Source organism: Prevotella intermedia ATCC 25611 = DSM 20706 (genome assembly GCF_001953955.1).
Classification (GTDB): Bacteria; Bacteroidota; Bacteroidia; order Bacteroidales; family Bacteroidaceae; genus Prevotella; species Prevotella intermedia.
This window is the reverse complement of sequence record NZ_CP019300.1, coordinates 1,240,134-1,265,394: the sequence shown is the minus strand read 5'-3', so window position 1 is coordinate 1,265,394 and position 25,261 is coordinate 1,240,134. Positions and strand designations below refer to the sequence as shown.

Genomic DNA, 25,261 nt, shown 5'->3' with positions numbered 1-25,261 from the left:
ATGTTGAACAAACGAACGTTTTACGCTGTACTGTGTGTTGCATTGGCAGGAGTTTTTGGTTTTGCCTCATGCAACAACAACGCAACTCCGTCGCCATCGCCGAAAGATACGGTAGCAGCTTCTGTATTTGCTCCCATCGTAAACGACACGACGTTGAATATCGACCTGTCGGCTATTACGAGCATACGTTTTCCGAAATATAAGATTCTGAAACAACAACCTATCATTCCCGACTCTGTCAGTCTTGCACTCGACGAAGAGACTGTAGCAGGTGGCAACTATTCAGCCATATTAAGTTTCGATACCATTCCGTCGCAAGCGTTTTACGAAAGAGTTGAGCAGGCTGCCCTACAAGATACTTGCTGGAAAGTAAAAGAATACGCCTACACTTACAAGCGGAAAGATAAGCAAGGCGGACTCTACCGACTTGCATTCAGCAAAGGAAGTATGCAAATAGTACTCAGCCACCTGAATTCGGATATGATTAAGAATTACAACAGCAAGCAATAGTTTTCGAATAAGAATATATAAATTCGGTCGGCAAATCTGCCGACCGAGTTTTATTCTATTGCGATTTGTAAAATATATGTCTTAGTTAATTACTATATTTCTTCATAAAAAAAATCCCTCTTGTACAACTATATCATTTCCCCTCTCAGTAACAAAATAAGGAAAAACCCTATTTCTTACTATACTTTCAAGGACAAGAAATGCTGGATGACCATATCTGTTTTTTGTACCAAATGAGAAGATTACGCAAGAAAGTTCATTTATTTTTAAAATAGACTCATTAAAACTATACCAAGAGCCATGGTGTGGAATTTGTAGGGTGCCTATAAACTGAGAAACTTTATCTAATTTTTCATTTATATCTTTAACAATGTTATCTTCATTTAGATTGATATCTCCTGTGTACAAACAACCGCTTCGCAAACGACGAGGTGCGAAACAATGAGGATTTAAACAATAAGCATTCCTTAGGTTATAAGGGGTAAGATAACAATTATTTCTATTATACTTTCGAGGACCTGAGTATAACACCATTGAGTTTCCATTAAGATCTCCTTTAACTTTTCTGTATGCTTTAATTAAATCTTTCTTGTTCTCTTTAATATAATCTATATTATTCATTTCTGCAAGAGAAAGATTTTTTTTACAATCTTTATTTCGCTCTTTATTTATCTCAGCTATTACCGATTTAAACTCCTCTATTCGTTCTTTCTGTTTGTAATTAAACGGAATGAAGACCCAATCAAAATCAATATGTTTTTTTTCTTTATGTACAAGAATGGTTCCACTTGGTAAAGTACGATTATCATTTATTTCTGAAATATCAAAAGGTCTTTGATTTTCTGGATTATATTCTGTATCGATTCTTATGATAGAAGTATTTTCTCCAAAAAAAGCTTCTGGATTATTTATCAGTTCTTCATGAAGTTTTTGTTTATCTTCTATATAGTTTGAAACTTTTAATATTGCTTTTTCTTCATCATCAATTAGTGGAATAACAACTTTTTTGATATTGCAATGTTTTTTCAAATATTTTATTCCATTAATATGATCAGCATGGAAATGAGAAATAAAAAGAATATCAATCTGATAGGGCCATTTTCGAACATAATCTTGTCTCTCTCGAAAGGAAAATTCAATCTTCGCTTCAAAATCTTTTGGTTCAAGAGTTGTTGAGCCACAATCGTAAACTATAGTGAACGTTGAACTATATGATAGTTCAAACTCTTCTATGTAAAATGCGCCCTGTCCTACAGGATAAAATGTTCTTCTAAAAATCATAGGTCTTATTTATGTTTTTATTTTTTAACCTCCATTACTTTAAAAGTACGGCTGATATGATGCATTGAGATAACCTTACTTCATCGGCTAAAAGGTTGTTAGGTTTATAATCTGTGATGAAAAAGATAAGCGGAGCAACCGCCATTCACAGACAGTTGCTCCAGCACTAAAATAAATTTACGGATGTTCGTTTTCCCCGCTTTCTCCACCGCCCGTGTTTGGCTTCTTGCCTTTCTTGGGCTTGGCGGTTGTTTGTTCGTAGCTCACATCGGTAAGTGTAAAGTACTTGCGCGAGGGCGACAGACGAAGAACGGGCTTTTCGATGTGCTTCTGCACGTTGAAAGTTTCGCCTTTGGGCACGACTTTACTCTTAAACGAAGGGTTAAGTGTTCCCAAGTCGCCAAACTCTACGATGTCGCCGTTAGACACAATGTCTTTGGCAATTTCCGTAGCATAGTTCAATACGGCTTGTACTTCCTGACGGTTGAACGTGGTGGACTTTGCCACACGGTCGCAAAAATTGCGGAAGTCTACACGATGCCTGCCCGTAGGATGGGCTACTTGAACGATTTTTCCTGCATGAGGACCAACGTTCATTTTTCGTTCCATAAGAACAAACTGTAATGGTTTATTAGCCATAATTTCATAGTATTTCCTCCTTTATTATGTCTTCCGAAGTCGGAGGATTTCGCTTGCGGAAGTCTGTTTTTCATATTAATAGTGCAAAGGTAATTAATTTTTTACAAAAACATACCGAGTGAACGAAAAAAAGATACCGAGCAATCAAGAAAAACATACCGAGCGATTTGAAGATTGCTCGGTATCTTTTGAACGTTTTCTCGGTATCTTTCAAACGGTCGGTCGGTATCATCTTTTCAAGTGGTTCTGAAAATGGTTTTACAACATATCTCACGCACTCGAAAAAGTGATGCTTCTTTTTCTTGTCGTTAGCCTTAAATGATATTGTCTGACAGGCACTTTCTTTCGCTATCTCTTGCAATTTTCGAGAAAAAGGACTACATTTGCAAGCGAATACATAAACTTAACCTAACGCCCCCGCCTCGGTAAGGTGTTCCCTCTTGCAGGAGGGTGTAAGGAGAGGCACGTAGAACAATGAAAAACAATCTATCTAAAAGTATGTATGCAGCAATTGCTGCGTTATTCATCGCAATGCCACAGCAAGGAATGGCACAGGAGGTGTACGGCCTTAAGATTGCAGGCGTGGCGGTAACTTCTGAAAACTGTAACGACCTGAGCGTGATAAAGGGTGTAACGGGTAATGCGAAGTACGACAACGAATCAAAGAAACTGACCCTCGATGGCGCAACCATACACGCCACTTCGGCGCACGGACTTGAAAACAGAATCGACGGTCTGATTATTCGCGTTACCAACGAAAACGCCATTACTTCGGACAAGAAAGTTGGTATATGGAATATGGATAAGGATATTTCTATTGTAGGCGACGGCAAACTCACGCTGACAGGGTCGTCAACAGCAAGCGATGACAAATATAACAAGGCTGTTTTCAATCAAGGTACTATCACAATAAGAGACTGCAGCGTGGAAGCCAGCGGCGGAAGTAATGGTTTGTATGGCGGCTATTGGACATTCGACAACTGCAACGTGCGCGCCAAAGGCGGCAGCAAGAGCAATAGCAACCACAAGGGCAGCATCGCTTGGGTATGGGACAGAATACCTACCTTCACCGATTGCGCCATTACTTCACCTGCAGGAACGTATTGGGAAGAAATTGAAGAATACGAATATCCTTACTTCTATCTTTACGATTCAGACAGAAACGTGCTGACCGATTGGGTTGTAATCAGTAAAGGTGCCAGTGGTATCAACTCTGCTGCTACCGACACAGCCGCAAAGAAGCACGGCATATACACATTGGACGGTATCCGCATCAACGGCAAGTTCGAGAGTCTGCCTGCTGGTATCTACATTGTAGACGGAAAGAAGACTGTGAAGAAATAAAGGAGCCACATAATGCTTTCATTACCCCACGGGCAAGGTGCAAGAACCTCACTCGTGGGGTATTTCGTGAATATGCGAAAGCCGCCTTGGCAGATAGATGCTGATAGCGAACGAGTTAAGCATTATGTAATCTTTTGAAAAATATTGACTTTTTTATCAAGTATTTGCAGTATGTAGCATTTCAGTGCAATATAAAAAATCGAGATACAAACTCTTAAAAACAGTATTGATTAATCAATAAAGTCTTTGAGAGTTTGTACCTCGATTAGATATTTATGTTTACTTCTAATTGTTTTGCACCTATTATATTAGGTCGCAAAAGATTAGTCTAAGTTCTTCAGCTGTTCAGCAACTTCGTTCTGAATGCGCTGTACAAAATCTTCCTTACTCATTATAGCTTGTTCGCCACCACCTTGTTGGCGCATAGAAACCAAGTCATCTGCCATTTCTTTTTCACCAACAATTACCATATAAGGAATACGTTTCAACTCGTTGTCGCGGATTTTACGACCAATCTTTTCGTTGCGGTCATCTAACAAAGCACGCACACCGTTGGCATCGAAGAACTGCTGAACTTCTTGCGCATATTCGTTATACTTCTCTGAAATAGGAAGGATAGCAACTTGGTCGGGTGTCAGCCACAACGGGAAATGTCCTGCAGTGTGTTCAATGAGCACAGCTGTGAAACGCTCTAACGAACCGAATGGTGCACGGTGAATCATCACAGGTGTCTGCTTCGTATTGTCTTCTGCCGTATATTCCAGTTTAAATCGGTTTGGCAAATTGTAGTCTACTTGAATTGTACCCAACTGCCAACGACGTCCGATAGCGTCTTTCACCATAAAGTCAAGCTTCGGACCGTAGAAAGCAGCTTCGCCAATCTCAACCTTTGCTTTAAGTCCTTTCTCCTCACACGCTTCCTTGATAGCACGTTCGCTTTCTTCCCATATCTCATCAGAACCGATATACTTTTCTTTATTGGCAGGGTCACGGAGCGAAATCTGTGCTTCGTAGTTGTCGAAGCCAAATGTTACAAACACTTTCTGAATGATGTCAATAACATCTTCAAACTCTTTCTTTACTTGTTCGGGACGTACGAAGAGGTGAGCATCGTCTTGTGTAAAGGTACGAACGCGAGTTAAGCCGTGTAATTCGCCACTTTTCTCGTAACGGAACACTGTTCCGAACTCTGCAATACGCAGCGGAAGGTCTTTGTAAGAGCGTGGCTTATGTGCAAAAATTTCACAATGGTGAGGGCAGTTCATCGGTTTGAGCATATATTCCTCGCCTTCTTCAGGAGTTTGAATGGGCTGGAATGCGTCCTTACCGTAGTGAGCATAGTGCCCAGACGTAACATAAAGGTTCTTTCCACCAATTCCAGGGGTGATAACTTCTTGATAATTGTATGGACGTTGCAACTTACGGAGCACCTCTTGTAAGCGGAGACGAAGTTGTGTGCCCTTCGGCAACCAGATAGGAAGTCCCTTTCCAACTCGTTCCGAGAACATAAAGAGTTCCATTTCCTTACCTATCTTGCGATGGTCGCGCTTCTTTGCCTCTTCCAACATTACGAGATACTCGTCGAGCATCTTCTTCTTAGGGAAGGTTATACCGTAAATACGTGTCAGCTGGTCGCTCTTTGCATCGCCACGCCAGAAGGCACCAGCCACACTTGTAAGCTTAACGGCTTTAATTGCGCCCGTAGACATAAGGTGAGGACCGCGGCAAAGGTCGGTGAAATTGCCTTGTGAATAAGTTGAAATAGTACCATCTTCAAGGTCTTCAACGATGTGCTCAACCTTATATTCTTGTCCATCGGCAGTAAATTCCTTTACTGCATCTGCCTTTGCAACATCACGGCGAACTATTTTAGAGTCTTTCTTTGCCAATTCGAGCATTTTCTGCTCAATCTTTGGGAAGTCGTTTTCTGATATAACTTGTCCGTCAGCGGTTTGCACATCGTAGAAGAAGCCATTTTCGAGTGCAGGGCCGAAGCCAAATTGAATACCAGGATAGAGTTCTTTCAATGCCTCTGCAAGCAAGTGAGCTGAAGAATGCCAGAACGTATGCTTTCCTTCTTCGTCCTCAAACTTATACAAAGCTATGGTTGCGTCCTCGTTAATAGGACGGTTTAACTCAGTTGTTACACCATTAACCCCGCAAGATACAACGTTGCGAGCAAGAGCCGGTGAAATGCTCTCTGCGATTTGAAGTCCAGTTACGCCCTGTTCATACTCACGAACAGAACCATCTGGGAAAGTGATTTTAACCATAATACAAATTAGTTTTTATAAATCAATATGGGAACAAAGGTACAACTTTTTAACGAAAATGGAGCAATATCCCTCAAGTTTATCTCATTTTTTCGTATTATAAAACAATAATAGAGGAACAAGTAGCATATAAATGAAAAAAGATGAAACCATTAATTCAGTTTCATCTTTATTTCTTTCTGCTTTTGTTTCTGTTCGTTTTCTTCCTGTACGCGCTGCATTAGCCACGAGCCTTTATTCAATGAGTGGAGCTTCAGATTATCGTTCTTCGAACGTTGAATAGATTTTTTAGTTGGCTTACGCCCACTTTTCACTTCACCGAGCAGAGATTGTGCTGCAGAAAAGTGCGGCCATCGTTTAAGAATAAACGCCAATTGCGATGTGGCTTCCTTGTTGTTCCCCGTCATATACAGGCTGTACGCCCGATTAAACCAAAACTCCTGATTGTCGCGGTCGATTTCCAATGCTCTTGTATAGGCAACAATAGCACTGTCGTACTTTTCTTCGCGAATACAAACCATACCGTAAAGGTCGTAAATATCGGCTATATAAGGTTGCAGTTGCAGTGCTTTTTGGCAATCATCGTCAGCTCCTTTATAATCTTCAAGGTGGTATTTGGACAGTGCCATTAAATACCAAGCTTCGTAAAGATTCGGTTTCAGAGCCACGATGCGCCGAAATATTTCCATAGAAGCAATGTAATATCCACTATCAAGCGAGCGTCTCCCCTCCTCCATCAATCGTTTAATATTGTATTGAGCAAAGGAAGGCAGCGCAAACAAAGCCAATATGGATATTACGAAGCACCGAAACATTTATTATTTTCGGTTAGCTGATTTCACCTTATAATGACAATTGAAATTCCCAGATGCCAACGCTTTCATCTTTTTGGTTATCATTTTCTTTCGGAAAGGTGAAATACGGTCGGTAAACACTTTACCTTCTATATGGTCGAACTCGTGCTGAATGACACGAGCCAAATAGCCATCTATCCATTCGTCGTGTTCTTTGAGTTCTTCGTCCAAATACTTCACATGAATGCGAGTGGGACGAGTAACGTTCTCGTGTATCCCTGGCAACGACAGACAGCCCTCTTCCATTGTTTCGGTTTCTGTATCGTCGAACTCTAATATATGTCCGTTTATGAAAGCGTGACGGAAGCCTTTGTACTCTGGAAAATGCTCCGAGATAACATCTAAATCGATTACAACAACACGAATGGCCTTGCCTATTTGAGGAGCAGCCAAACCAATGCCATCGCTGGCAGCACATGTTTCAAACATATCGGCTATCAGCTGCTGCAAATCGGGGTAATCCAAAGGAATATCTTCAGCCACTTTACGAAGCACTGGCTGACCTAAAGTATATATTGGTAATATCATTTTTATTTTCTTCTATTATATATTAGGTATATTTCAAAATCCATATCAATACCTAATCACAAACCTTTCGACCGCATATAGTCTTGCAAAATAATGGTAGCAGACACCTCGTCTACAAGCCCTTTATCCTCTCTGCGTGTCTTTTTCTTCACTCCACCAGCTATAATTGCTTGCTGAGCAAGTACGGAAGTAAAACGCTCGTCGTAATATTCTATCGGAACTTCAGGCATCGCCTTTCTCCAACGATTGACAAATTGCTCTACTCTTGCCAAGTTTTCGCTCGGTTGTCCATTCAGTTGCAACGGACGACCGACAACTATAAGTTCAACTTCCTCTTTACTTATATAATCTTTAAGGAAATCGAACAGTTTAGATGTAGCAACAGTTACCAATCCATTTGCAATAATCTGCAATGGGTCGGTAACTGCTAAACCTGTTCTTTTCTTTCCGTAATCAACAGATAAAATTCTGCTCATTACCTAGCATAAAGCAACCAAGCGTCAGGATATTGAGAACGCAACTGATTACGACTCTGAACAGCTGAAGCCTTGCTATCGAATGTAGCTGCTACAACGCGGTACATACTATTGCCACTATTGAAAGCCACCTGTGCATCGTAGCCAGTATTCTTCAAACGCTCTTGGAAGTTGTAAGCGTTAGCTCTAACACCGAACGAACCAACAACTACGCTGTAAGACTTCAAACCTGCACCATTTACAACCGATACGCTTTCCTGGCGAACCGCTACGTTGTCGTAGTTGTCTTCAACACTTGTGTCTATTGTTGGCTGTATTTCAACTGGAGCAACCGTAGGTACATCTGATGACCCATTTGCAGTTCCATCGGTTGTATAGCCAGTACGCTCTTGTGCCTTAGCTTTCTCGTAAGCCTTCTTGTATGCACTTTCGCTTGATTTACAACCTGTAAAAGCCATCGCAACACAGATAGCTGCGCCAAAAATCATCAATTTTTTCATATTCTTTCCGTTTTTGTTTGACAATATTCTTTTTGATTTCAAAAATTAAACTTTGCGAAATTACTAATTTAGCTGCAAACTAAACTTATTCTGCCAACTAAAGTTTGTTAAATAAACTATTTACAAAAAAATTAACACAAAATAAGTGCCAATATCTGCTATAAGTCAAAAAAAAATGTTATATTTGCCTTTGATAAAAATATATGTTCAACTATAAACATTGATTAATTATGAAAACATTAGGTTATATTGGCGCATTTCTCGGAGGCGCAATCGCAGGTGCAGCATTAGGAATATTGATGGCTCCTGAAAAAGGTGCTGATACACGTACAAAAATCTCTGATGCAGTAGACGATTTCTGCAAGAAACACGATATAAAACTTAGCCGAAAAGAAGCAGAAGAGTTTGTAGAAGACATCAAGGACGCTGCATCTGACGTACTCTAAACCATAAGTATGTTCTCGAACGATAATAATGTAGAGACGCTTGCACAGCTCATAGAGCGACTGAAACGTTACATAGGGCTTCAAACAGAATATGTAAAGCTTGATGTAATAGAAAAGGTGGTGCGCTTGTTTACAGCTATTGCCATTTTAACAGCGATAGTTGGCTTGTTATCATTGACTGCAATCTACTTCTCGTTCGCTGCTGCTTATGCGTTGCAACCATTGGTAGGCTCGTTAGCTTGCGCCTTTCTCATAGTTGGAGGAGTGTATCTGCTACTGCTCATCTTGATTGTTTTATTCCGCCATCAGCTTATCCAGCGACCACTCGTTAAGTTTTTGGCACATCTATTAATGGCAAAGTAAATGCCCTATGCATCATAATTCAAACAACGAAGCTGTATACAGGACTTTGAGCCAGATACGTTTGCGGAAGGCACAATTGCTCACCGACATTACAAAAGAGAGCAAACAGGTTTCGACTTTATGGGACAGCGTGTTCCATAAACCACAGAAATCGTCTGCTCCAACGAAAAGAATTTCGGGCTTAATGGCTACTGGCGTGGGTGTTGCCGACGCAGTTATCTTGGGTTGGAAGCTTTACAGACGCATTAATGGCAAGCCAAGCCTATTTAGTTTCTTCGGGAAGAAAAGAGGAAAGAAGTAGGAGAATATACCTAAAAACGTTCCTCAACGATTTTAAAGATTAACAATAAAATGCCGAATTGTTGCAATAACAGTTCGGCATTTATGTTTTTGAAGAACTTAAAAAATAAGGTTAGCGATACTTATTAAAACTGTTGGTTTCCTTTTTCTTACCCAAAACAATTGTTGAAAACTTCTTTGATTTTGTAAAGATAATTCTCTTAAAAAGTGATAACTGCACTTTGACGTTGCGAAAGCGGCTGTTTTGCGATGCAAAACCTACGCTTTTACCGTGCAAAACAGCCGCTTTTGGATTGCAAAACAATATGTTTTACAAAGCCTTGATAATGAAGTGGTTAAACAATAGGCAGTCTTGTGAAAAATATTTACAACCTTGCAGCTGTTTCATTCATAAAAAGCTATACTTTATTCATCATCTATGTATTCATTAAAATAGAGTTTTGCTTTAGCGCAAAAACAGCAACACTTACCATTTGCTATCGAATAATATTGTCAAGAAATAATTCTAAAAACTTAATAAAGCAAGAGACTAATAGCAGATGTTAAGTTTATGATGTACTTTCCTTTCTAAAAGTTTGCTTATTTGCTAAATTATTGTTACATTTGCACTGACGAAAAAAGATTTAAATATTTACATATTTTATTATGACAGAGAAAAGAGTTTATACCTTCGGCAATGGAAAAGCTGAAGGAAAAGCTGACATGAGGAATTTGTTAGGTGGCAAGGGTGCCAATCTTGCAGAAATGAATTTAATCGGAGTGCCTGTACCTCCAGGTTTCACAATCACAACCGATGTTTGTAACGAATATTTTGAAAAAGGTAAAGAGACTGTCATCAAGGTTTTAACTTCAGAGGTAACAAACAGTGTTAAGCACATTGAAGACTTGATGAATTCTAAGTTTGGCGACCCGTCAAACCCTTTATTGCTCAGTGTTCGTTCTGGAGCACGTGCATCAATGCCTGGTATGATGGATACCATTCTGAACCTTGGCTTGAACGATGAGGTTGTTGAAGGTCTTGCAAAGAAGACTGGCAACGAACGTTTTGCATACGATAGCTACCGCCGTTTCGTACAGATGTATGGCGACGTAGTATTGGGTATGAAGCCTGAAAACAAGGAGGACATCGACCCATTCGAAGCTATCATTCAGAATGTAAAGGCTAAACGTGGCATTAAGTTGGACAACGAAATGAGTGTTGCTGACTTGAAGGAACTTGTTACAGAATTTAAGAAAGCTATCAAAAGCCAGACTGGAAATGACTTCCCTACCGATCCAATGCAACAACTCTGGGGTGCTATCTGCGCTGTATTCACATCGTGGATGAACGAACGTGCCATTCTTTATCGCAAGATGGAAGGTATTCCACAAGAATGGGGTACAGCAGTTACCGTTCAGGCAATGGTATTCGGTAACATGGGCGAGACTTCTGCAACGGGTGTATGCTTCTCTCGCGATGCTGGTAATGGCGAGAATGTTTTCAATGGCGAATATTTGGTGAACGCACAAGGCGAAGACGTTGTAGCAGGTATCCGCACTCCACAGCAAATTACCTTGGAAGGTTCACGCAAATGGGCAAATCAGCAAGGTGTAGACGAAGAAATCCGTCGTACAAAGTTCCCTTCAATGGAAGAAACCATGCCTGAAATCTATGCACAACTCAACAGTATTCAAAATAAGTTGGAGCAGCATTACCACGATATGCAGGATATGGAGTTCACCGTACAAGATGGTAAACTTTGGTTCTTGCAGACTCGTAACGGTAAGCGCACGGGTACGGCAATGGTTAAAATTGCAATGGACTTGCTCAAGGAAGGTCAAATCGACGAGAAGACAGCCATTCTGCGCTGCGAGCCAAACAAGCTCGACGAACTTCTTCACCCTGTATTCGACAAGGAAGCATTGGCACAAGCCAGAGTGCTTACACGTGGCTTGCCAGCATCTCCAGGTGCAGCAAGTGGACAAATCGTGTTCTTTGCCGACGATGCGGCAAAGTGGCACGAAGATGGACACAAGGTTATCATGGTTCGTATCGAAACATCTCCAGAAGATTTGGCAGGTATGACAGCCGCTGAAGGTATTCTTACAGCCCGTGGCGGTATGACCTCTCACGCTGCCGTTGTAGCCCGTGGTATGGGTAAATGCTGCGTCAGTGGAGCTGGTGGCGTTGTTGTAAACTATAAAAAACGTACAGTAGAAATTGACGGAACTGTATTGCACGAAGGCGACTACTTGTCTTTGAATGGTTCAACAGGCGAGGTTTACTACGGAGAAGTTAAGACAAAGGCTGCCAAAGTTACAGGCGACTTTGCTCAACTTATGACGCTTTGCGACAAATATACAAAGTTGCGTGTCCGCACAAATGCAGATACGCCACACGATGCAGAAGTTGCACGCACATTTGGTGCCGTTGGTATCGGTCTTTGCCGTACAGAACACATGTTCTTTGAAGACCTGAAGATTAAAGCCATGCGTGAAATGATTCTTTCAGATACGGTTGAAGACAGAGAAAAAGCACTTGAGAAGTTGTTGCCATATCAAAAACAAGACTTCTATGGCATCTTGAAATGTATGGACGGCATGCCAGTAAACATTCGCTTGCTCGACCCTCCATTGCACGAATTTGTACCACACGATGAAGAAGGACAGGAAGCTATGGCAAAGGAAATGGGCGTTAGCGTTCAGTTTATCCGCAATCGTGTGAACTCTTTGTCGGAACACAATCCTATGTTGGGACTTCGTGGTTGCCGTCTTGGCAATACATTCCCTGAAATTACAGCGATGCAGACACGTGCTATCCTTGGTGCGGCTGTTCAGTTAAAGAAAGAAGGGTTCAATCCAATGCCTGAAATCATGGTACCACTCGTAGGTATCGTGCACGAGCTCGACAATCAGGAAGCAATCATTCGCAAGACTGCTAATAAGATTTTCAAGGCAGAAGGCGTTGAAGTTCCGTTCAAAGTGGGTACGATGATTGAGATTCCACGTGCAGCACTTACAGCAGACTTAATCGCCAACAAGGCTGAATACTTCAGCTTCGGTACGAACGACTTGACCCAGATGACTTTCGGTTACAGCCGCGACGACATCGCAAGCTTCTTGCCAAGCTATCTTGAAAAGAAGATTTTGGACGTAGACCCATTCCAAGTTCTTGACCAAGAAGGTGTCGGACAGCTCATTAAGACTGCGGTAGAGAAAGGACGCAAAACCCGTAAGAACCTTAAATGTGGCATTTGCGGCGAGCATGGAGGCGAACCAACCTCTGTTAAGTTCTGCCACCGTGTAAGCTTAAACTATGTAAGCTGCTCTCCTTTCCGTGTTCCAATTGCAAGATTGGCTGCGGCGCAGGCTGCTGTCGAAGAATAAACGGAAAATGCTGAAAATTAGCTATATAAAGGGCAAGTATCTGGGGAACAGGTACTTGCCCTTTATTTTTTGTGCATATTCTGCACGTTCTAAATGCAGAACAAGTTGCCGAAAATCGGGTAAATGTTTCCCAAATTTCACACTTGTATTTCCCAAGACATTTATTTGTTTCCCCAAAAAATCGAGATATTTCCCAAATTTTGGAGCTTCCTAACGGCAACTTTTACAAAACAAGAATAAGTAACATAAAATAATTTTCAGCTATGGCAACATTAAAGGCAATCGTAAAGTCAAAGATGAAGAATGGAATGTACAATGTTTACATCCGCTTCACTCATAACAGACAGTTCTCTTACATGAGAACTTCATGGACGGTTAATGACAAAGGGTTAAGTGATGACAAGAAGGACATCATTGGTCCTTATGTCATTACAACAAACTTCTATCTTGATTGAGAAGTTCTACACCATACTTAACTTAATCAGATTGACACCTCTAGTTGGTCAGCAAACGAACTGCTAACCTATGCACAGATTATGGCAAGGATATTTCTTTCTCCGATATGCAAGAAAGCATATTGACAAACTGATTAGTAGAGGTCAGGAGCGAACTTCTCGAAATTACAAGTGGGCTTTGCAACACATGGAGAGATTTGCAGAAACAGACAATATCATGTTTTCTCGCATGACATCTGCTTTTCTTAACCGATGGATAGAGTCCCTATCCGAGACTAGTCGCTGCAAGGAGCAATATCCCGTATGTATTAGAGAGGTGTATAAACCAGCACTGAAGGAGTTTAATGACGAAGAGCTTGGAATCAACAAAATCAAGAATCCTTGGGGAAATGTTGTCATACCAAGAAGTGATATTCCTGAGAAACGTGCGATTCCAGCTAGTATGTTGCGTAAGTTCTTCAATGTTGTTCCAGACAGGAGCAGATTTACTAATCCTCTTATGGAGGTTGGTCAAGATGTGGCTCTGATTTCTTTTTGCATGTGCGGTTTGAATGCCGTGGACATTTTCAATGCAAAGAAGGAACAGTATGTAAATGGTATATTCCACTATGAACGTCAGAAGACGAGAATGAGCCGTCCGCTTTGGAAGCAACTAATGATTGCCCTTGAACGTGGCGATGAGCTTGTCATCAGCAAGTATAGCAATGCAATTCGTCGCGCACGTGAACTGGCAATGTTCCTGGAATTTTGCCAGGTGAAGGTCATACGTGTTATCAGCATTCATGATTATCAGCATTCATGACCGCATCGACTCCAACAATGAATTGTTCCCAGAGACAAAACCTTCAGATGTGTTGCTGATGACTGGATCTTTACCAGACGAAGCACTGGTTCTTCGCAAGTCTTCCGAGCATGTCTCAAAATTGCAGGAACGGAGATAGTTCAGCTACCTCCGATTTCTACTGCAAAAGAGAAACGTATGGACAGGGAGAAAACTGTTATTAACCTATATGCTGCTGGTCATCCAATAGATGAAATCTGGAAAGCAAGTGGGTTCCACAGTCGTAGTTCTGTATTCCGCATATTGAATAAGCATGGTATAAAGCTGAATCGTGGCAAACATTCTGGTCCGATTAAAAAGAAAAGTGAACGGAATAACCAGAAGGGCAAAGGAAAAGATATTCAATAAAAAGAAGATTAAGCAATGACTCTTCAAGAAGCTATAAAAGCACGTCATACTGTACGTAACGTGAGTTCGATATAAGAATTAAATGAAAATATTCCGTTTCTTATTGATTATAAGCATATTAGATTGTTGTTAAATCTTCTTAAAATGGACTTGATTAGATAAAATAGCTCACTATAACCATTTTAAGTAGTAATAAATACTCGAATTACAAGATTATTTCTTTATTTTGGAGTTTATTAAATCTCTAAGTGCCTTATAGATAATATATTGGAGAAAATTCTTATATCGAACTCACGTTACGTAGGTATATCGACAGGGAAATACCTGCCGACATCATTACTGCTCTCCAAGATAAAATCGCAGAGTGCAATAAAGTCGGCAACCTAAACATTCAGCTGGTACTGAACGAGACGAGGGCATTCACGGGAATGCTGTCGTATGGTCAGTTCAGCGAGGCTAAGAACTACCTCGTCATGGTTGTCAAGAAAGGTGACAACCATGATGAGCGTATTGGTTACTATGGCGAACAGCTCGTTTTGCTTGCTCAGACTTTAGGACTAAATACCTGTTGGGTTGGTCTTTCATACCGTAAGGTTCCAGAGGCGTACCATGTGGGTAATGATGAAAAGCTGGCATGTATGATTGCCCTTGGTTATGGGGAAACGCAAGGTGTTAGCCATAAAATTAAGATTGTTGAGGACGTTAGTAATGCGAGCGACATCACTTCGTCGTGGTTCAAGAAGGGGGGGGAAGCTGCCTTGCTTGCTCCAACAACCGTGGATCAGCAGAAATTTTCGTTTGAGAATGTTGGTATTAGTGACAATTATCACATGATTAGAGCCAAGAAAGGGTTTTCTATGACTGGATATTGTCAGCTGGATTTGGGTATCGCAAAGTGTCATTTCGAGATTGGGGCTGGAGTTAATAATCTTGAATGGCAGTAATTACCCCTTTTGTCTCTGTGGCGAGAAAGAGCTTGTTGTCATAAATTAGCAAAAATAGACAAAAATAGCAATACCATGTGCAGGATTCGTTGTTAAAATGGCATCCGAAGATACAAAAAACATTAAATTTGCTATTTTTTTATTTTTATTTGTTTAACTTTCTTTCATTAAATTGCAATTTTCTCGTAGAAAAGTTGTAATTTTGTACGCGTAAACGTGTTTTTTAGGTACGCGCGAGCCTTGCGACATTACTGACGAACCTGCCTATGAAGAATACAATCTCCCAGTGACAGTGCTCTTTGGTTGGTCAAGAGAGAGATAAGATGTTAATGAATAGCAAAAAATATAGAACGTTAAATATGAATAATTGCTTGAAATGTTTAAAAACAACCGTTGCATGCCTAGCCATGTCTGCGTTTGTTTCCATGTTTGTGTCATGTAAAAAAACAACCCCTCCTGACACAAAGTATATCAAAGAGTTTCATGTAGCAAACTTCTATCAATCTTCAAAAATGATAGAAGAAGACAATTTGGCTTTGTATGTGGATTATTCCACATGTATTGCAGAAGGCATGAAAACATCTCCTTTCTATGTTAAGCTTCTTCCTTCATTTGTTGAAGCGACAAAATCTTATTATTCCATAAAAGGAAATGTTATCACAAAAGAAGAACCTACAGATACGTATAATCGTCTTTTGAACATCGTAGAAGTTAATTATGCCGACCTTAAATCTGCTGCAGAACAGATAGCAAATGGCAATACCGAAGCAGCATTGCTTACTGATGGTGAGTATTACAATCCAACTTTGGCTGGTGCTAATCCCAATAATCCGTATCTTGCTAAGGCATTCAAGACTTGGTTGAAAAAGGGACATGATATATTTATCTTGTCAGAACCATATGTGGAGGTGAACCATGTTCAGCAATACAACAAAAAACGTTTTTATTTCTTGTTTACGGACTCTCGTTTGAAAAACAATATTTTTGAGCGGATAACTCAAACTGCTAGTTTGGAACAGTTCCCAGAGGTACAGCTCTTCCATCTTTCAGCCGATCATCCTGGTGTTATGGTAGAAGGCAACTCGTCTAAGCCAAATGACATGTTAGCTGCTACGATAACTCCTTGTGGGTCTTTTGAGATTCAGGATTGGACTATCGATTGGAAGGGTATTAATAATTTCATTATGGGGGCTGTGGATCAGCAAACTGGTAATCCTCTACCCAATGGCGACGTTGTTATTTCTGGGATTAAAGTGAACAGAAATTCTTTTGGCGGTTATAGAATCACAGATGTGGGTGTGAGAGTCTATGACATGAACGCTGAATACATGGATTATTACATGAGAAAAGAGGCAAAAGAAAAGGTTGGTCCATTAGATGCTGAATTAACGGAGTGTCCAAATTTCTTGATGGTTGACCACAAAGAATTCAGCCGTCACGGAATTATCAACTTGTATTTTGATGTGATGAGATTGGATAACTCATTCTTGAAATATGGCAATCCAAACAATTATTTTAAGATTGATTTCTTTATTAGTCAGACAGAAAACGTGTTCTCGAAATATTCCTCAATGTTCACGTTTGATCTCCTTGGACAGCCTGGTGTTACAAACAGTTCTGTTGTTACAAGTGTGCAGCAATGTTTGGTAGATAAAGACCTCCAAAATCAAATGAAGCATTCGCCTTTCTATTCAATTTACGTAAAAAGTAATAAATATTAAAAATTAATCATATGAGAATTACAACACTTCCTGCACTTCAGTCTTTGCAAGACGAAACAATGGTTTATGCCGCAATCGTTGGTGCGGTAGCTCTTGGTTTATCTTTCCTTGTTGCTTCTTTGGTAGCTTATAAAGGGGGTGATGACCGTTCTTACATTACACGCAGAATCTGGTACGTTATTATTGGTCTTGTGGCTGCTGCTGGATTCTATGTTTACAATGACCTTGTAGTTAAGCCAGACATCACAAATGCTGGTTGGCAGAGCATGTTCTCTGATACCAATCTTATTTGCATTGGAATTAATCTTGGCGTATACATCGTAGGAGGTGTAATTCTTATGTTTGTTTTCCGTCACAAGAAGTTCGGTTCAATCCTCGGTAAGGAGAAGAACGCTTAGTCTAATAAATAATAATCAACGGATTATGGCAAAGCAGTATTTCGTATTGGGAATCGGCGGTACAGGAATGCGTTGCATAGAATCTTTGATTCACCTATGTGCAATGGGTATGTTCGATGATACCGAGATTCATCTTTTGGCACTTGATACTGACAAGAATAATGGTAATTTTTCTCGTCTAAAAGAAGTCAAGGAAGCATATGTAAACTCGAAGAATCTAGACAAAGCCAATCGCACGGCTTTAACTAACACTTTTTTCTCTGCAGACATCAAGTATTATGAATTTAGTCCCAATTATGAGAAAAAAAGTACGTTTAATGATGTGTTTAATTACGGAAACACTAAATATAATAGCCCAGAGGAAGCTGATTTGGCAGACCTTGTCTTGACGGAAAATGTCGAGAACTTCAATCTTCGTCATGGTTATCGCGCACAGACACACTTAGGGTCAATGATGATGTACCATTCCATCGTTGAAGCTGCTCGTTCTCGTATGGATAGTGATTTGAAACAATTCCTTCAAGTCTTAATCGCTGCTTGTAATGGTGGTAGTGATCCTAAAATCTTTATTTTGGGTTCTGTTTTTGGGGGAACAGGTGCATCTTCTATTCCTATTATTCCACAGGCTATTTCTGAAGCAGCAAGCATTATGAGTAATGGGGCGGCTAATGTTCTTGGCCGTGCATATTTTGCTTCAACCCTTCTTACTGCTTATTTTAGTTTCAAGGCTCCTTCTGCTGAAGAGTTGAAAGAACAGAAAGTCATTGCTACAAGTGATAAGTTTGCATTGAATTCACAAGTTGCAATGATGTTTTATGATGATGATACTACTGTAAAAAATACTTACCAGCGTTTTTACATGATGGGTACTGATGGTCAAGGCTGGGATCCTATGGTTCGTGAAAAGGATAAAATTACCAAGACCATCACAGGCGGTGGCGACCAGAAAAACGATTCTCATTATATTGAATTGTTAGCTGCATGTGCTGCACTTGATTTCTACCATGCTGATATGGCACATTTTAAAGGGAATAAGAGTGCTGGCGAGACTGATTACGTGTATAGAGCAGTTGATAGTTCTGGAAAATTTGAATTTAAGGATTTTGTCGGAAACAACCAAGACAACTATGATAAGGATTTTGCTAAGAAGTTCGGTATGCTGATAGCATTCTCGTTCCTTTGCAATGATCCAGATATTGACTTTGTTGAGAGTGTTCGTTGCAATAAGCAAAAGGAAATTACAGGATTTGACGGTATCGATGTTAATCAGGTGGAATATTTGAAGAAGTATTTCCGTTTGTTTAACGTTCGTAATATTAATGGAGAATTGGCAGAAGGATGGATTCGTCAGATTCATCGTTCCGCTAATGGAGGTGATAACTTCCTGTTTAACCCAAAACTATTCGCATTCCATACAATGAAGGAATTGCATAAATTTGATTGGAATAAGAGCCTCTATCGAAATGAAGGAGTTGGCAAAGATTGGACGTTCTCTGTCGGAATTTTTGGTTCAAAATTTGACACTTTCAAGAAGAAGTTTATTGAGGAACTGCATAATGGAGCTCCAACAACTATAACAAATACAGGTGAGCGTTTTTATAAACTTATTTATGAAACACTCTGCAAAATTTATAACATTAATTAAATTGATACGCTATGTCTAAAGCTTTATTGATAAAGAGTTATACAACTCTTACAACTGGCACACAAGGTAATTGGAATGACCTGAACATGGCGTCTTCCTATATCCAAGGAATTCAAACGGGTAAGATACTTGAAGATGTAAGTGCAGATAAAATAGCAGCACTTATTTCTGGTGTACCTACCCCATGGGCTCGTGCTAAACTTTTTAAGTTCGCTCTTGGAACACTTGCGAATCCTGACCCTGCCATTTCAAATTCAGGCCTCACTCAGTTCTACGAAATGCTTCATGGTGAGTGGCGTGGACTTATTGCATTGATGGCATTGTACTCTGACCGTATTCGCGTTTCCAAACCTGTTACGATGAATTCGAAGGGAGGAGATTACGACATTGCATCTGCCTTTGGTCGAATGCTTTTTAATGATAAGGATATTTGGAGTAACCAGGATGCTCTTGCTAAGAATCCCGATGCCCAGCCATATATACATCTTCTCTACTACAAAGATCAGTTAATTGGTGGAACTTCTCCACTCACAGGTGTGTTTACTGGTGTAAACTACTCAGACCTTGATGGTATGTCTGATATAAGTTGGTACAGAAATGGTAAGCTGGAGGATCCTATGCCTTACTTATCTCCAGACCAATTACAGAAGCTCTATCTGTTTGTCAAGAACATGAATAGTAACCTTGATGCTTTTGAAGCAAAGGTTAATCAATTCCGTCAAAACGAACAGAAGGTTAATATTGATGGATTCAAGAGCATGAGTCGTGATTGGGAAGCAGAAATTCTCAATTCTCGTAAAGACTTACGTGATAAAGGTCCAATTCCTACATACGGAGCACTTTTATGTCCTTTCAGTATTCTGTTTAACAGCGATGTTCCTGTGTATCTTAAGTTAAGCGATTATACATTTACATATCGCAAGGTGGACGAAGAATGCATTGAAATCGGTGATATTCAGAGTCTGTTGAGTAGTGATGGGTATGTCGTCGGTTGGGCCGAGGATGCGAATCAGCGTCAAAAGTGTTCTGATGCTCCTGTATATTATCTTCAGGTCAAGGACTTACATTCTGGCTCAACTTGCTATTTTACAATTCCTCTTTCAGAGATGGGTATTAACATCTTTAAGAATCGCTTAGGTGAGCTTTTAGATTACAATGCCGGTGGTAATAGTAGCATTTCTGCTTCAATTAGTGACGAGGGCGATGTGCTTTCTGTCGCAATGGTTGTTGAAATTGATGGCGAGAAGGTAACTCTTAACACTCGTGAATATCAAATTGACTGGATGGAAGATATGGGTCGTGTAATCATGTGGCCTAATTTCGTGTCAGACAAGTGGAACAAATACTATCTTTATACAGAGTTTACTTCTGATGCAAAGAACAAATTCCAGCCAATCTTTAAATTTAATGGCAATATTCTTCGTGATGGAAACAAAAATTTCTTAACTCCATTGTATGAGGCTGCACCAAACGAGGAACTTGCAGTTGACATTAAGCCACTTATAACTTATCCTGCTGGACAAGGTGAGGATCTGCCTAAGTACAATATTATTGCCGCTTATAAACCATTTGAAGGTCTTATCGCTACAGTGCAAAAAGGTGGACATGATGAGCGAGCTGGCTATCTGATGCTTCGTCATAGTATTGTTAAAGATTTAACTTCGGTAGATATGAATAGTACTGCTATCATTGGTATTGACTTCGGTAGCAATAATACATGTGTATACTATAACGCGAATGACCGTGGAGCAATGCCTATTCAGTTTGAGAATAATCGTGCAGTACTGGTAGGTAATGAGAATGACGATAAAAAAGCCAATGCAGGAAATGACGAACTATTGTTCTTCACTAATTATCCTGCAGAGAATGGCCAATTGAAGTCATGGCTTCATGAACATGATAGCCGTTATAATTGCTACAATCAGTCAGAAGAGGTTGCTGGCGGTGTACCAGTAAATCGTCCTAATGTTGTAGTACGTGAGATGGATGAGTTTGAAATAAAGACTCAGGCAGGAACGCTTCATTATAACATGAAATGGCTTGACAACCAAAAGGGACTTGAAAAGAAAAGGGCTTATTTGAAGTCTATATGGTTACAGGCGTGTGCGTTCCTTTACAAGAATAAGATTCGTCCAGAAGAAATCAGTTGGAGCCATCCTGGATCTATGATGGAGTCCGACGTGAATGATTATGATAAGATTTTTAATGATCTTATTAAGATAAATCCTATCACAACGGGACGAAAGCCTACAATCAACGAAGACTTCCCAACAGAAGCCGAAGCCGTTTGTAGTTTTGCTCTGTCTCAGGATTTCGGATTGTCTAACAATAATCTCTTCCTTGGTATTGATGTTGGTGGTAGTACAAGTGATATACTTCTGCTTGGAAAGGATCCAAATAATGGCAATAAATATACATTGTTCCGGGAGAGTTCTGTACGTCTTGCCGCTGGTGTATTCTTTGATGCAGTCATTAAGTCTGAGACATTCCGACAAGCATTGGTAAACTTCCATGAAAGTAACCAGAAGTCTGTTTATGTCTCAAACATTCGCGATGTCCTCACAGAAGCGAATAAGGCTCCATACTATCTTAACAACATATTTGATCAGTTGAAGACTCTCGATGAATATGAGGCATTCTACGACACAATCAACCGTGATGCGAAGTTTGTTTTCACTATTCCTGCATATGTGACAGGTCTTCTTTTGTATTATTCTGGTATGTTGATTGGTAAAACAATCAAAGATAATGGACTCACTAATATTGACCGTGTTGATATTCTTTCTTTCGGTAAGGGAGGACGTATTTTCCACTGGTTACGTAACTCTGCTGGTAATCGCGCTACTCGTGAATACTATTCAACTTGCTTAAATGCTGGTGTACATTGTGTAACTGATGTCGAACTCACTGTAAAATACCGTGATGAAATTGAGGTTGACAATAAAGCAGAGGTTGCAAAGGGTTTGTGTGATCCAAAAGATGTAGTTAAGAAGCAGAAAGCAGATGACCGTGACATTTGTGGCGAAATAGGTGTCAAATACCTCATTCCTGGAGGAAGCATGAAGACTCTTTCTGTTGAGGATGAGTTGACAGGTGATTACTTCTCCGATGACATGGGTAATTTTGACTTCTCAGGTGTCACTAACTTCGAAGCTTTCATGGATATTTTCATAGAATTCGTTAGTCAGAAAACCAAACTTTACGCAAGAGCTGATAGTGAACTTCGTGATGACTTATCCGATCTTCCTACTAGAATTGCAAGTTTTATCTGTAACAACGATAGAGAATATAGGAAAGCCAAGGAGAAGGCAAAAACAGGTGATGGTTTCCACTATCATCAGCCTATAATTATCGCAGAAGGAATCTGTTTCCTTAGTACATTAATTAGAAAAGCTTTTAATCAGTAGGATTGAATCCTAAATATATGAAATCATTAGCTCTTTACATAGACAAGTGGTATATCGTTGGTGCTGTAAACACCGACGGTATCACTCGTCCTGTAAATCTACCCAACCATGAGGATCGTATTTGGCTTTATTTTTATGAAGATGTAGCCAATGATGAGATTTCTTATGGTAAAGGCTTCCAGAGCAAATTTCGTAACAATGAGAATCACTATTATGGCGATGTGTTCTCTTTGATTACTCAATCATCTGCAAAATATACTATGTTTAAGCGCTTTCAGCCTATGAGAGGTATATTCAAGTCTTCAAAGATTTTTTATGATTTGCGCAAAGACATGGATGAAGATGGTGACATTACTACATATGTTTCTTTCTCAAAAGATATTTCTTTAGCTTCGCGCCTTTTGTTCCTGGAAGAACTTAAGGCAGAAAAAATCGATGTGAAAGAAACAGTTGCTCGTATTGGTCATTTAGCTTTGGAGTATGCGTCAAAAAAGTCTGGCTATGTAGAAGATGGGTATTATTTGGTTCTTAATGCTTGCAATGAGAATCTTCATTACTCTCTTTATCAGAAAACAGATGACTTATTCAATAGAGTGAAAGAAGATGTTCTAATAGGTTTGGGTACGGATGTTAGAAGCCGTGCTCTCATTGAGCATGTCGTTGATAATATCAATGACAGAGAACATTTTTTTAAGACTATTGAGGAACGAGAATCTGAATATCTGAGAATGAATCAATATGTAGATGACTGGCTTGTAAGGCTTTCTACTGCAAAAGGATTCATTCCAATACAGCTGACAAACGTAACATTTTCACGAGATCCTTACAAGGACTATTCGGTTTCTGTTCGCAAAGTAAAAATTGATGAGAGAACTGAAAAGATTGTAAAGGACATCGTTAATGTTATAGTCGGTTTTGTTAAAGATGCAGAAATAAGTCATGAACAGCTTCGTGGAATACTTTTTCTTGGCAATACCTTTACAAATGTCCAGTTTAAAAAAGAACTGACAAGCTATTATAATCTCGATAATAGCAAAATGGTTTGTTTTAAAGATTCTGATTTACCCTCTCTAGTTAGTGCATATACCTTTATTGACTGCGAACAGTTTTCTGCTACCAAAAAGTATGTTCGTGAAAATGCAGAAGCTGAATTGATGCGTATCAAGAACGCAGAAGAAGAAGCTATTGCTTTGAAGAAAGCACAAGACGAAACAGATGCTGCAGCTGCTGAGGAGCGCGAAGCGTCTGATGCTGAACGAAAGTTCAAGGATGCTATGGATAGAGGTTATGACGCAGAACGTGAGCATAACTATGACGATATGGAAGAGTATTTCCATATTGCACTGGGATTGCGTCCTGACGATGAGGAGGCTAAACAAAAGCATGAAGAAGCTCTTCGAAAGAAAGCCGAAGTGGCTGTTCAGCAGAATCATTATAAAGAGAAAATCCAACAGGCTAAGTCTGCTTATGATGATGCAGACTACGAAACGGCAAAGTTCAAAGCAGAAGAAGCTCTTAGCTTTATGCCTGAGTCAAAGGAGGCATTGCGTATAAAAGAAGATTCTCAACGTCGTATAAAGAGTCAAAAAGATTTGGAACGTTACCTTGACAGAGCTGATTTGTTTATTGCGCAAAAAGCATACAATGAAGCTAAGCAAGAATTACAAAAGGCCAGACTTCTAGATGTTGATTACAAAGAAATTGAAGATCGTGAGAATAAAATACTAAAGAAGAACAGGCTGCAAATGCACAGGTTGCAGAGTTGACTAATAATCTTAATTCATCAATGAATGAAGGTCGCTATGATGATGCTCTTAAAAGTTGCAATGAATTGATTGTGGTTGACTTTGCTAATTCACGTCGTTGGAGTGCAAAAATTGCAGAAATCAACAGCAAGAAAGAAAAAGCAGAAGAGGAACAGAAACGATGGAATGAACTTATTCGCGATATAGATTCTGCTCACCTTGCAGAAGATTGGAAGAAACTAAATTCGTTATGCAAGAAAGCACTTGATATTCGTGAAGATTCTGACATTAGATCTAAATATGAGAAATCTGAGGAAAAACTCGTTGAGATTCATAAGTCTGAGCAGTTTAAAAAGACTATGTCAGAGATAAACGAACTTGCAGTCAAGAAAGAATTTGATGCAGCAAATGACAAACTGAATAGTCTTGAAAGGTCTTTGCGCAAGGACAGTTTGTTGGATGCTGCAAAAGAAGCTCAAATACGTGAAACTCGAAGAAGTTTGTTTGATTTTGGACAAAGTAGTACTAGTTCTTCTCCAAAGGATGACTTCCTTGGAGGAAAGGACGATCGCACACATATTAAAGGTTTTGCACCAAATGGAAAGTCAAACTCCAAAACGAAAGAACAGAAAGGTACCTCTGGTAATTCGGTAAACCCTGATTTCGATTGGGATTTTGGTTCTCCTAAAAAAAGCAAGACGGTTCCACCTCCACAGCAGAAACCTCAAAAGACATCGCATAAAACAGACGATAGTTTTTTTGATTCTGTATCGATTAATAGAACTCAAACGAAATCCGTCACATCAAAACCGAAAGGTAAGATAACTAATGATGATTTCGATTTCTAGAACAGTATAAACATTCTAATTTTAAACAA

At 39.8% G+C, this 25,261-nt stretch carries 23 protein-coding genes and 1 pseudogene; 17 read left to right on the top strand and 7 right to left on the bottom strand.

The features are described 5' to 3' along the window. Window positions 1–510, top strand: a complete 510-nt coding sequence (locus BWX39_RS05320; RefSeq protein WP_244271454.1) for a hypothetical protein — start codon at window positions 1–3, stop codon at window positions 508–510. 102 nt (window positions 511–612) lie between these two features. Here BWX39_RS05320 and BWX39_RS05315 read toward each other — a convergent pair whose 3' ends face one another. Both BWX39_RS05315 and BWX39_RS05310 read right to left on the bottom strand, forming a co-directional pair. Then, entirely contained in the window at window positions 613–1,791 is a 1,179-nt protein-coding gene (locus tag BWX39_RS05315; RefSeq protein ID WP_028906148.1) for an MBL fold metallo-hydrolase, read from the bottom strand. A 177-nt stretch (window positions 1,792–1,968) separates the two neighbouring features. Then, a complete protein-coding gene (locus tag BWX39_RS05310; protein WP_028906147.1) occupies window positions 1,969–2,430 on the bottom strand; it encodes an HU family DNA-binding protein in 462 nt (153 codons plus the stop codon). Window positions 2,431–2,904: 474 nt separating this feature from the next. Between BWX39_RS05310 and BWX39_RS05300 the strand changes: the two genes are divergently transcribed. After that, complete coding sequence (locus BWX39_RS05300; protein WP_036860828.1) at window positions 2,905–3,774, top strand: hypothetical protein; 870 nt, start codon at window positions 2,905–2,907, stop codon at window positions 3,772–3,774. A gap of 323 nt (window positions 3,775–4,097) precedes the next feature. Here BWX39_RS05300 and thrS read toward each other — a convergent pair whose 3' ends face one another. The 5 genes from thrS to BWX39_RS05275 all read right to left on the bottom strand — a co-directional run bounded on the left by thrS (window position 4,098) and on the right by BWX39_RS05275 (window position 8,405). Then, window positions 4,098–6,047: a threonine--tRNA ligase gene (thrS, locus tag BWX39_RS05295; RefSeq protein ID WP_014710037.1), complete on the bottom strand. Its 1,950-nt coding sequence runs from the start codon at window positions 6,045–6,047 to the stop codon at window positions 4,098–4,100. A gap of 152 nt (window positions 6,048–6,199) precedes the next feature. Then, window positions 6,200–6,862 (bottom strand): tetratricopeptide repeat protein, encoded by a 663-nt coding sequence (locus BWX39_RS05290; RefSeq protein ID WP_028906144.1) that lies wholly within the window; start codon window positions 6,860–6,862, stop codon window positions 6,200–6,202. Window positions 6,863–6,865: 3 nt separating this feature from the next. Next, window positions 6,866–7,429, bottom strand: a complete 564-nt coding sequence (gene def / locus BWX39_RS05285; RefSeq protein WP_014710035.1) for a peptide deformylase — start codon at window positions 7,427–7,429, stop codon at window positions 6,866–6,868. Between the two features lie 56 nt (window positions 7,430–7,485). Next, entirely contained in the window at window positions 7,486–7,905 is a 420-nt protein-coding gene (ruvX, locus tag BWX39_RS05280; protein WP_028906143.1) for a Holliday junction resolvase RuvX, read from the bottom strand. Continuing rightward, window positions 7,905–8,405 (bottom strand): SPOR domain-containing protein, encoded by a 501-nt coding sequence (locus BWX39_RS05275; RefSeq protein ID WP_028906142.1) that lies wholly within the window; start codon window positions 8,403–8,405, stop codon window positions 7,905–7,907. The genes ruvX and BWX39_RS05275 overlap by 1 nt, the downstream gene beginning before the upstream one ends. Before the next feature lie 230 nt (window positions 8,406–8,635). Here BWX39_RS05275 and BWX39_RS05270 point away from each other — a divergent pair, with 230 nt between their 5' ends. The 15 genes and pseudogenes from BWX39_RS05270 (at window position 8,636) to BWX39_RS05200 (ending at window position 25,232) form a co-directional block, all read left to right on the top strand. After that, a complete protein-coding gene (locus BWX39_RS05270; protein WP_014710032.1) occupies window positions 8,636–8,851 on the top strand; it encodes a YtxH domain-containing protein in 216 nt (71 codons plus the stop codon). A 9-nt stretch (window positions 8,852–8,860) separates the two neighbouring features. Next, window positions 8,861–9,214, top strand: a complete 354-nt coding sequence (locus BWX39_RS05265; protein WP_028906141.1) for a phage holin family protein — start codon at window positions 8,861–8,863, stop codon at window positions 9,212–9,214. Between the two features lie 7 nt (window positions 9,215–9,221). After that, a complete protein-coding gene (locus BWX39_RS05260; RefSeq protein WP_028906140.1) occupies window positions 9,222–9,515 on the top strand; it encodes a hypothetical protein in 294 nt (97 codons plus the stop codon). A gap of 644 nt (window positions 9,516–10,159) precedes the next feature. Then, the gene (ppdK, locus tag BWX39_RS05250; RefSeq protein ID WP_028906139.1) at window positions 10,160–12,880 is read left to right on the top strand and encodes a pyruvate, phosphate dikinase; all 2,721 of its coding nucleotides are present in this window, start codon (window positions 10,160–10,162) and stop codon (window positions 12,878–12,880) included. A gap of 263 nt (window positions 12,881–13,143) precedes the next feature. Next, window positions 13,144–13,335, top strand: a complete 192-nt coding sequence (locus tag BWX39_RS05245; protein WP_028906138.1) for a hypothetical protein — start codon at window positions 13,144–13,146, stop codon at window positions 13,333–13,335. A gap of 70 nt (window positions 13,336–13,405) precedes the next feature. Next, window positions 13,406–13,543 (top strand): annotated as a pseudogene (locus BWX39_RS12815) (hypothetical protein); the annotation flags it as partial. A gap of 234 nt (window positions 13,544–13,777) precedes the next feature. Then, on the top strand, window positions 13,778–14,137 hold the full coding sequence (locus BWX39_RS12810; RefSeq protein WP_370446767.1) for a recombinase family protein: 360 nt from the start codon (window positions 13,778–13,780) through the stop codon (window positions 14,135–14,137). Window positions 14,138–14,314: 177 nt separating this feature from the next. After that, window positions 14,315–14,524, top strand: a complete 210-nt coding sequence (locus tag BWX39_RS12805; protein ID WP_028906136.1) for a hypothetical protein — start codon at window positions 14,315–14,317, stop codon at window positions 14,522–14,524. 266 nt (window positions 14,525–14,790) lie between these two features. Then, on the top strand, window positions 14,791–15,468 hold the full coding sequence (locus BWX39_RS05230) for a nitroreductase family protein (RefSeq protein ID WP_028906135.1): 678 nt from the start codon (window positions 14,791–14,793) through the stop codon (window positions 15,466–15,468). A 512-nt stretch (window positions 15,469–15,980) separates the two neighbouring features. Continuing rightward, on the top strand, window positions 15,981–17,189 hold the full coding sequence (locus tag BWX39_RS05225) for a hypothetical protein (protein ID WP_232620417.1): 1,209 nt from the start codon (window positions 15,981–15,983) through the stop codon (window positions 17,187–17,189). Window positions 17,190–17,200: 11 nt separating this feature from the next. Next, a complete protein-coding gene (locus BWX39_RS05220) occupies window positions 17,201–17,587 on the top strand; it encodes a hypothetical protein (RefSeq protein ID WP_036860826.1) in 387 nt (128 codons plus the stop codon). A 25-nt stretch (window positions 17,588–17,612) separates the two neighbouring features. Then, on the top strand, window positions 17,613–19,232 hold the full coding sequence (locus BWX39_RS05215) for a hypothetical protein (RefSeq protein WP_028906132.1): 1,620 nt from the start codon (window positions 17,613–17,615) through the stop codon (window positions 19,230–19,232). An 11-nt stretch (window positions 19,233–19,243) separates the two neighbouring features. Then, entirely contained in the window at window positions 19,244–22,639 is a 3,396-nt protein-coding gene (locus BWX39_RS05210; protein WP_028906131.1) for a hypothetical protein, read from the top strand. A gap of 17 nt (window positions 22,640–22,656) precedes the next feature. Then, window positions 22,657–24,405: a tetratricopeptide repeat protein gene (locus BWX39_RS05205; protein ID WP_028906130.1), complete on the top strand. Its 1,749-nt coding sequence runs from the start codon at window positions 22,657–22,659 to the stop codon at window positions 24,403–24,405. Next, window positions 24,402–25,232 carry a hypothetical protein gene (locus BWX39_RS05200; protein ID WP_208857162.1) on the top strand — a complete coding sequence of 277 codons (831 nt, stop codon included), beginning with the start codon at window positions 24,402–24,404 and terminating at the stop codon, window positions 25,230–25,232. Before BWX39_RS05205 ends, BWX39_RS05200 begins: the two co-directional genes overlap by 4 nt. The last annotated feature ends 29 nt before the right edge of the window (window positions 25,233–25,261 follow it).

What these genes read in the sequence shown, in the direction of transcription:
- BWX39_RS05320 (WP_244271454.1), top strand. Translation starts at nt 1, where the DNA reads ATGTTGAACAAACGAACGTTTTACGCTGTACTGTGTGTTGCATTGGCA.
- BWX39_RS05315 (WP_028906148.1), bottom strand. Translation starts at nt 1,791, where the DNA reads ATGATTTTTAGAAGAACATTTTATCCTGTAGGACAGGGCGCATTTTAC.
- BWX39_RS05310 (WP_028906147.1), bottom strand. Translation starts at nt 2,430, where the DNA reads ATGGCTAATAAACCATTACAGTTTGTTCTTATGGAACGAAAAATGAAC.
- BWX39_RS05300 (WP_036860828.1), top strand. Translation starts at nt 2,905, where the DNA reads ATGAAAAACAATCTATCTAAAAGTATGTATGCAGCAATTGCTGCGTTA.
- thrS (WP_014710037.1), bottom strand. Translation starts at nt 6,047, where the DNA reads ATGGTTAAAATCACTTTCCCAGATGGTTCTGTTCGTGAGTATGAACAG.
- BWX39_RS05290 (WP_028906144.1), bottom strand. Translation starts at nt 6,862, where the DNA reads ATGTTTCGGTGCTTCGTAATATCCATATTGGCTTTGTTTGCGCTGCCT.
- def (WP_014710035.1), bottom strand. Translation starts at nt 7,429, where the DNA reads ATGATATTACCAATATATACTTTAGGTCAGCCAGTGCTTCGTAAAGTG.
- ruvX (WP_028906143.1), bottom strand. Translation starts at nt 7,905, where the DNA reads ATGAGCAGAATTTTATCTGTTGATTACGGAAAGAAAAGAACAGGTTTA.
- BWX39_RS05275 (WP_028906142.1), bottom strand. Translation starts at nt 8,405, where the DNA reads ATGAAAAAATTGATGATTTTTGGCGCAGCTATCTGTGTTGCGATGGCT.
- BWX39_RS05270 (WP_014710032.1), top strand. Translation starts at nt 8,636, where the DNA reads ATGAAAACATTAGGTTATATTGGCGCATTTCTCGGAGGCGCAATCGCA.
- BWX39_RS05265 (WP_028906141.1), top strand. Translation starts at nt 8,861, where the DNA reads ATGTTCTCGAACGATAATAATGTAGAGACGCTTGCACAGCTCATAGAG.
- BWX39_RS05260 (WP_028906140.1), top strand. Translation starts at nt 9,222, where the DNA reads ATGCATCATAATTCAAACAACGAAGCTGTATACAGGACTTTGAGCCAG.
- ppdK (WP_028906139.1), top strand. Translation starts at nt 10,160, where the DNA reads ATGACAGAGAAAAGAGTTTATACCTTCGGCAATGGAAAAGCTGAAGGA.
- BWX39_RS05245 (WP_028906138.1), top strand. Translation starts at nt 13,144, where the DNA reads ATGGCAACATTAAAGGCAATCGTAAAGTCAAAGATGAAGAATGGAATG.
- BWX39_RS12810 (WP_370446767.1), top strand. Translation starts at nt 13,778, where the DNA reads ATGTTGCGTAAGTTCTTCAATGTTGTTCCAGACAGGAGCAGATTTACT.
- BWX39_RS12805 (WP_028906136.1), top strand. Translation starts at nt 14,315, where the DNA reads ATGGACAGGGAGAAAACTGTTATTAACCTATATGCTGCTGGTCATCCA.
- BWX39_RS05225 (WP_232620417.1), top strand. Translation starts at nt 15,981, where the DNA reads ATGATAGAAGAAGACAATTTGGCTTTGTATGTGGATTATTCCACATGT.
- BWX39_RS05220 (WP_036860826.1), top strand. Translation starts at nt 17,201, where the DNA reads ATGAGAATTACAACACTTCCTGCACTTCAGTCTTTGCAAGACGAAACA.
- BWX39_RS05215 (WP_028906132.1), top strand. Translation starts at nt 17,613, where the DNA reads ATGGCAAAGCAGTATTTCGTATTGGGAATCGGCGGTACAGGAATGCGT.
- BWX39_RS05210 (WP_028906131.1), top strand. Translation starts at nt 19,244, where the DNA reads ATGTCTAAAGCTTTATTGATAAAGAGTTATACAACTCTTACAACTGGC.
- BWX39_RS05205 (WP_028906130.1), top strand. Translation starts at nt 22,657, where the DNA reads ATGAAATCATTAGCTCTTTACATAGACAAGTGGTATATCGTTGGTGCT.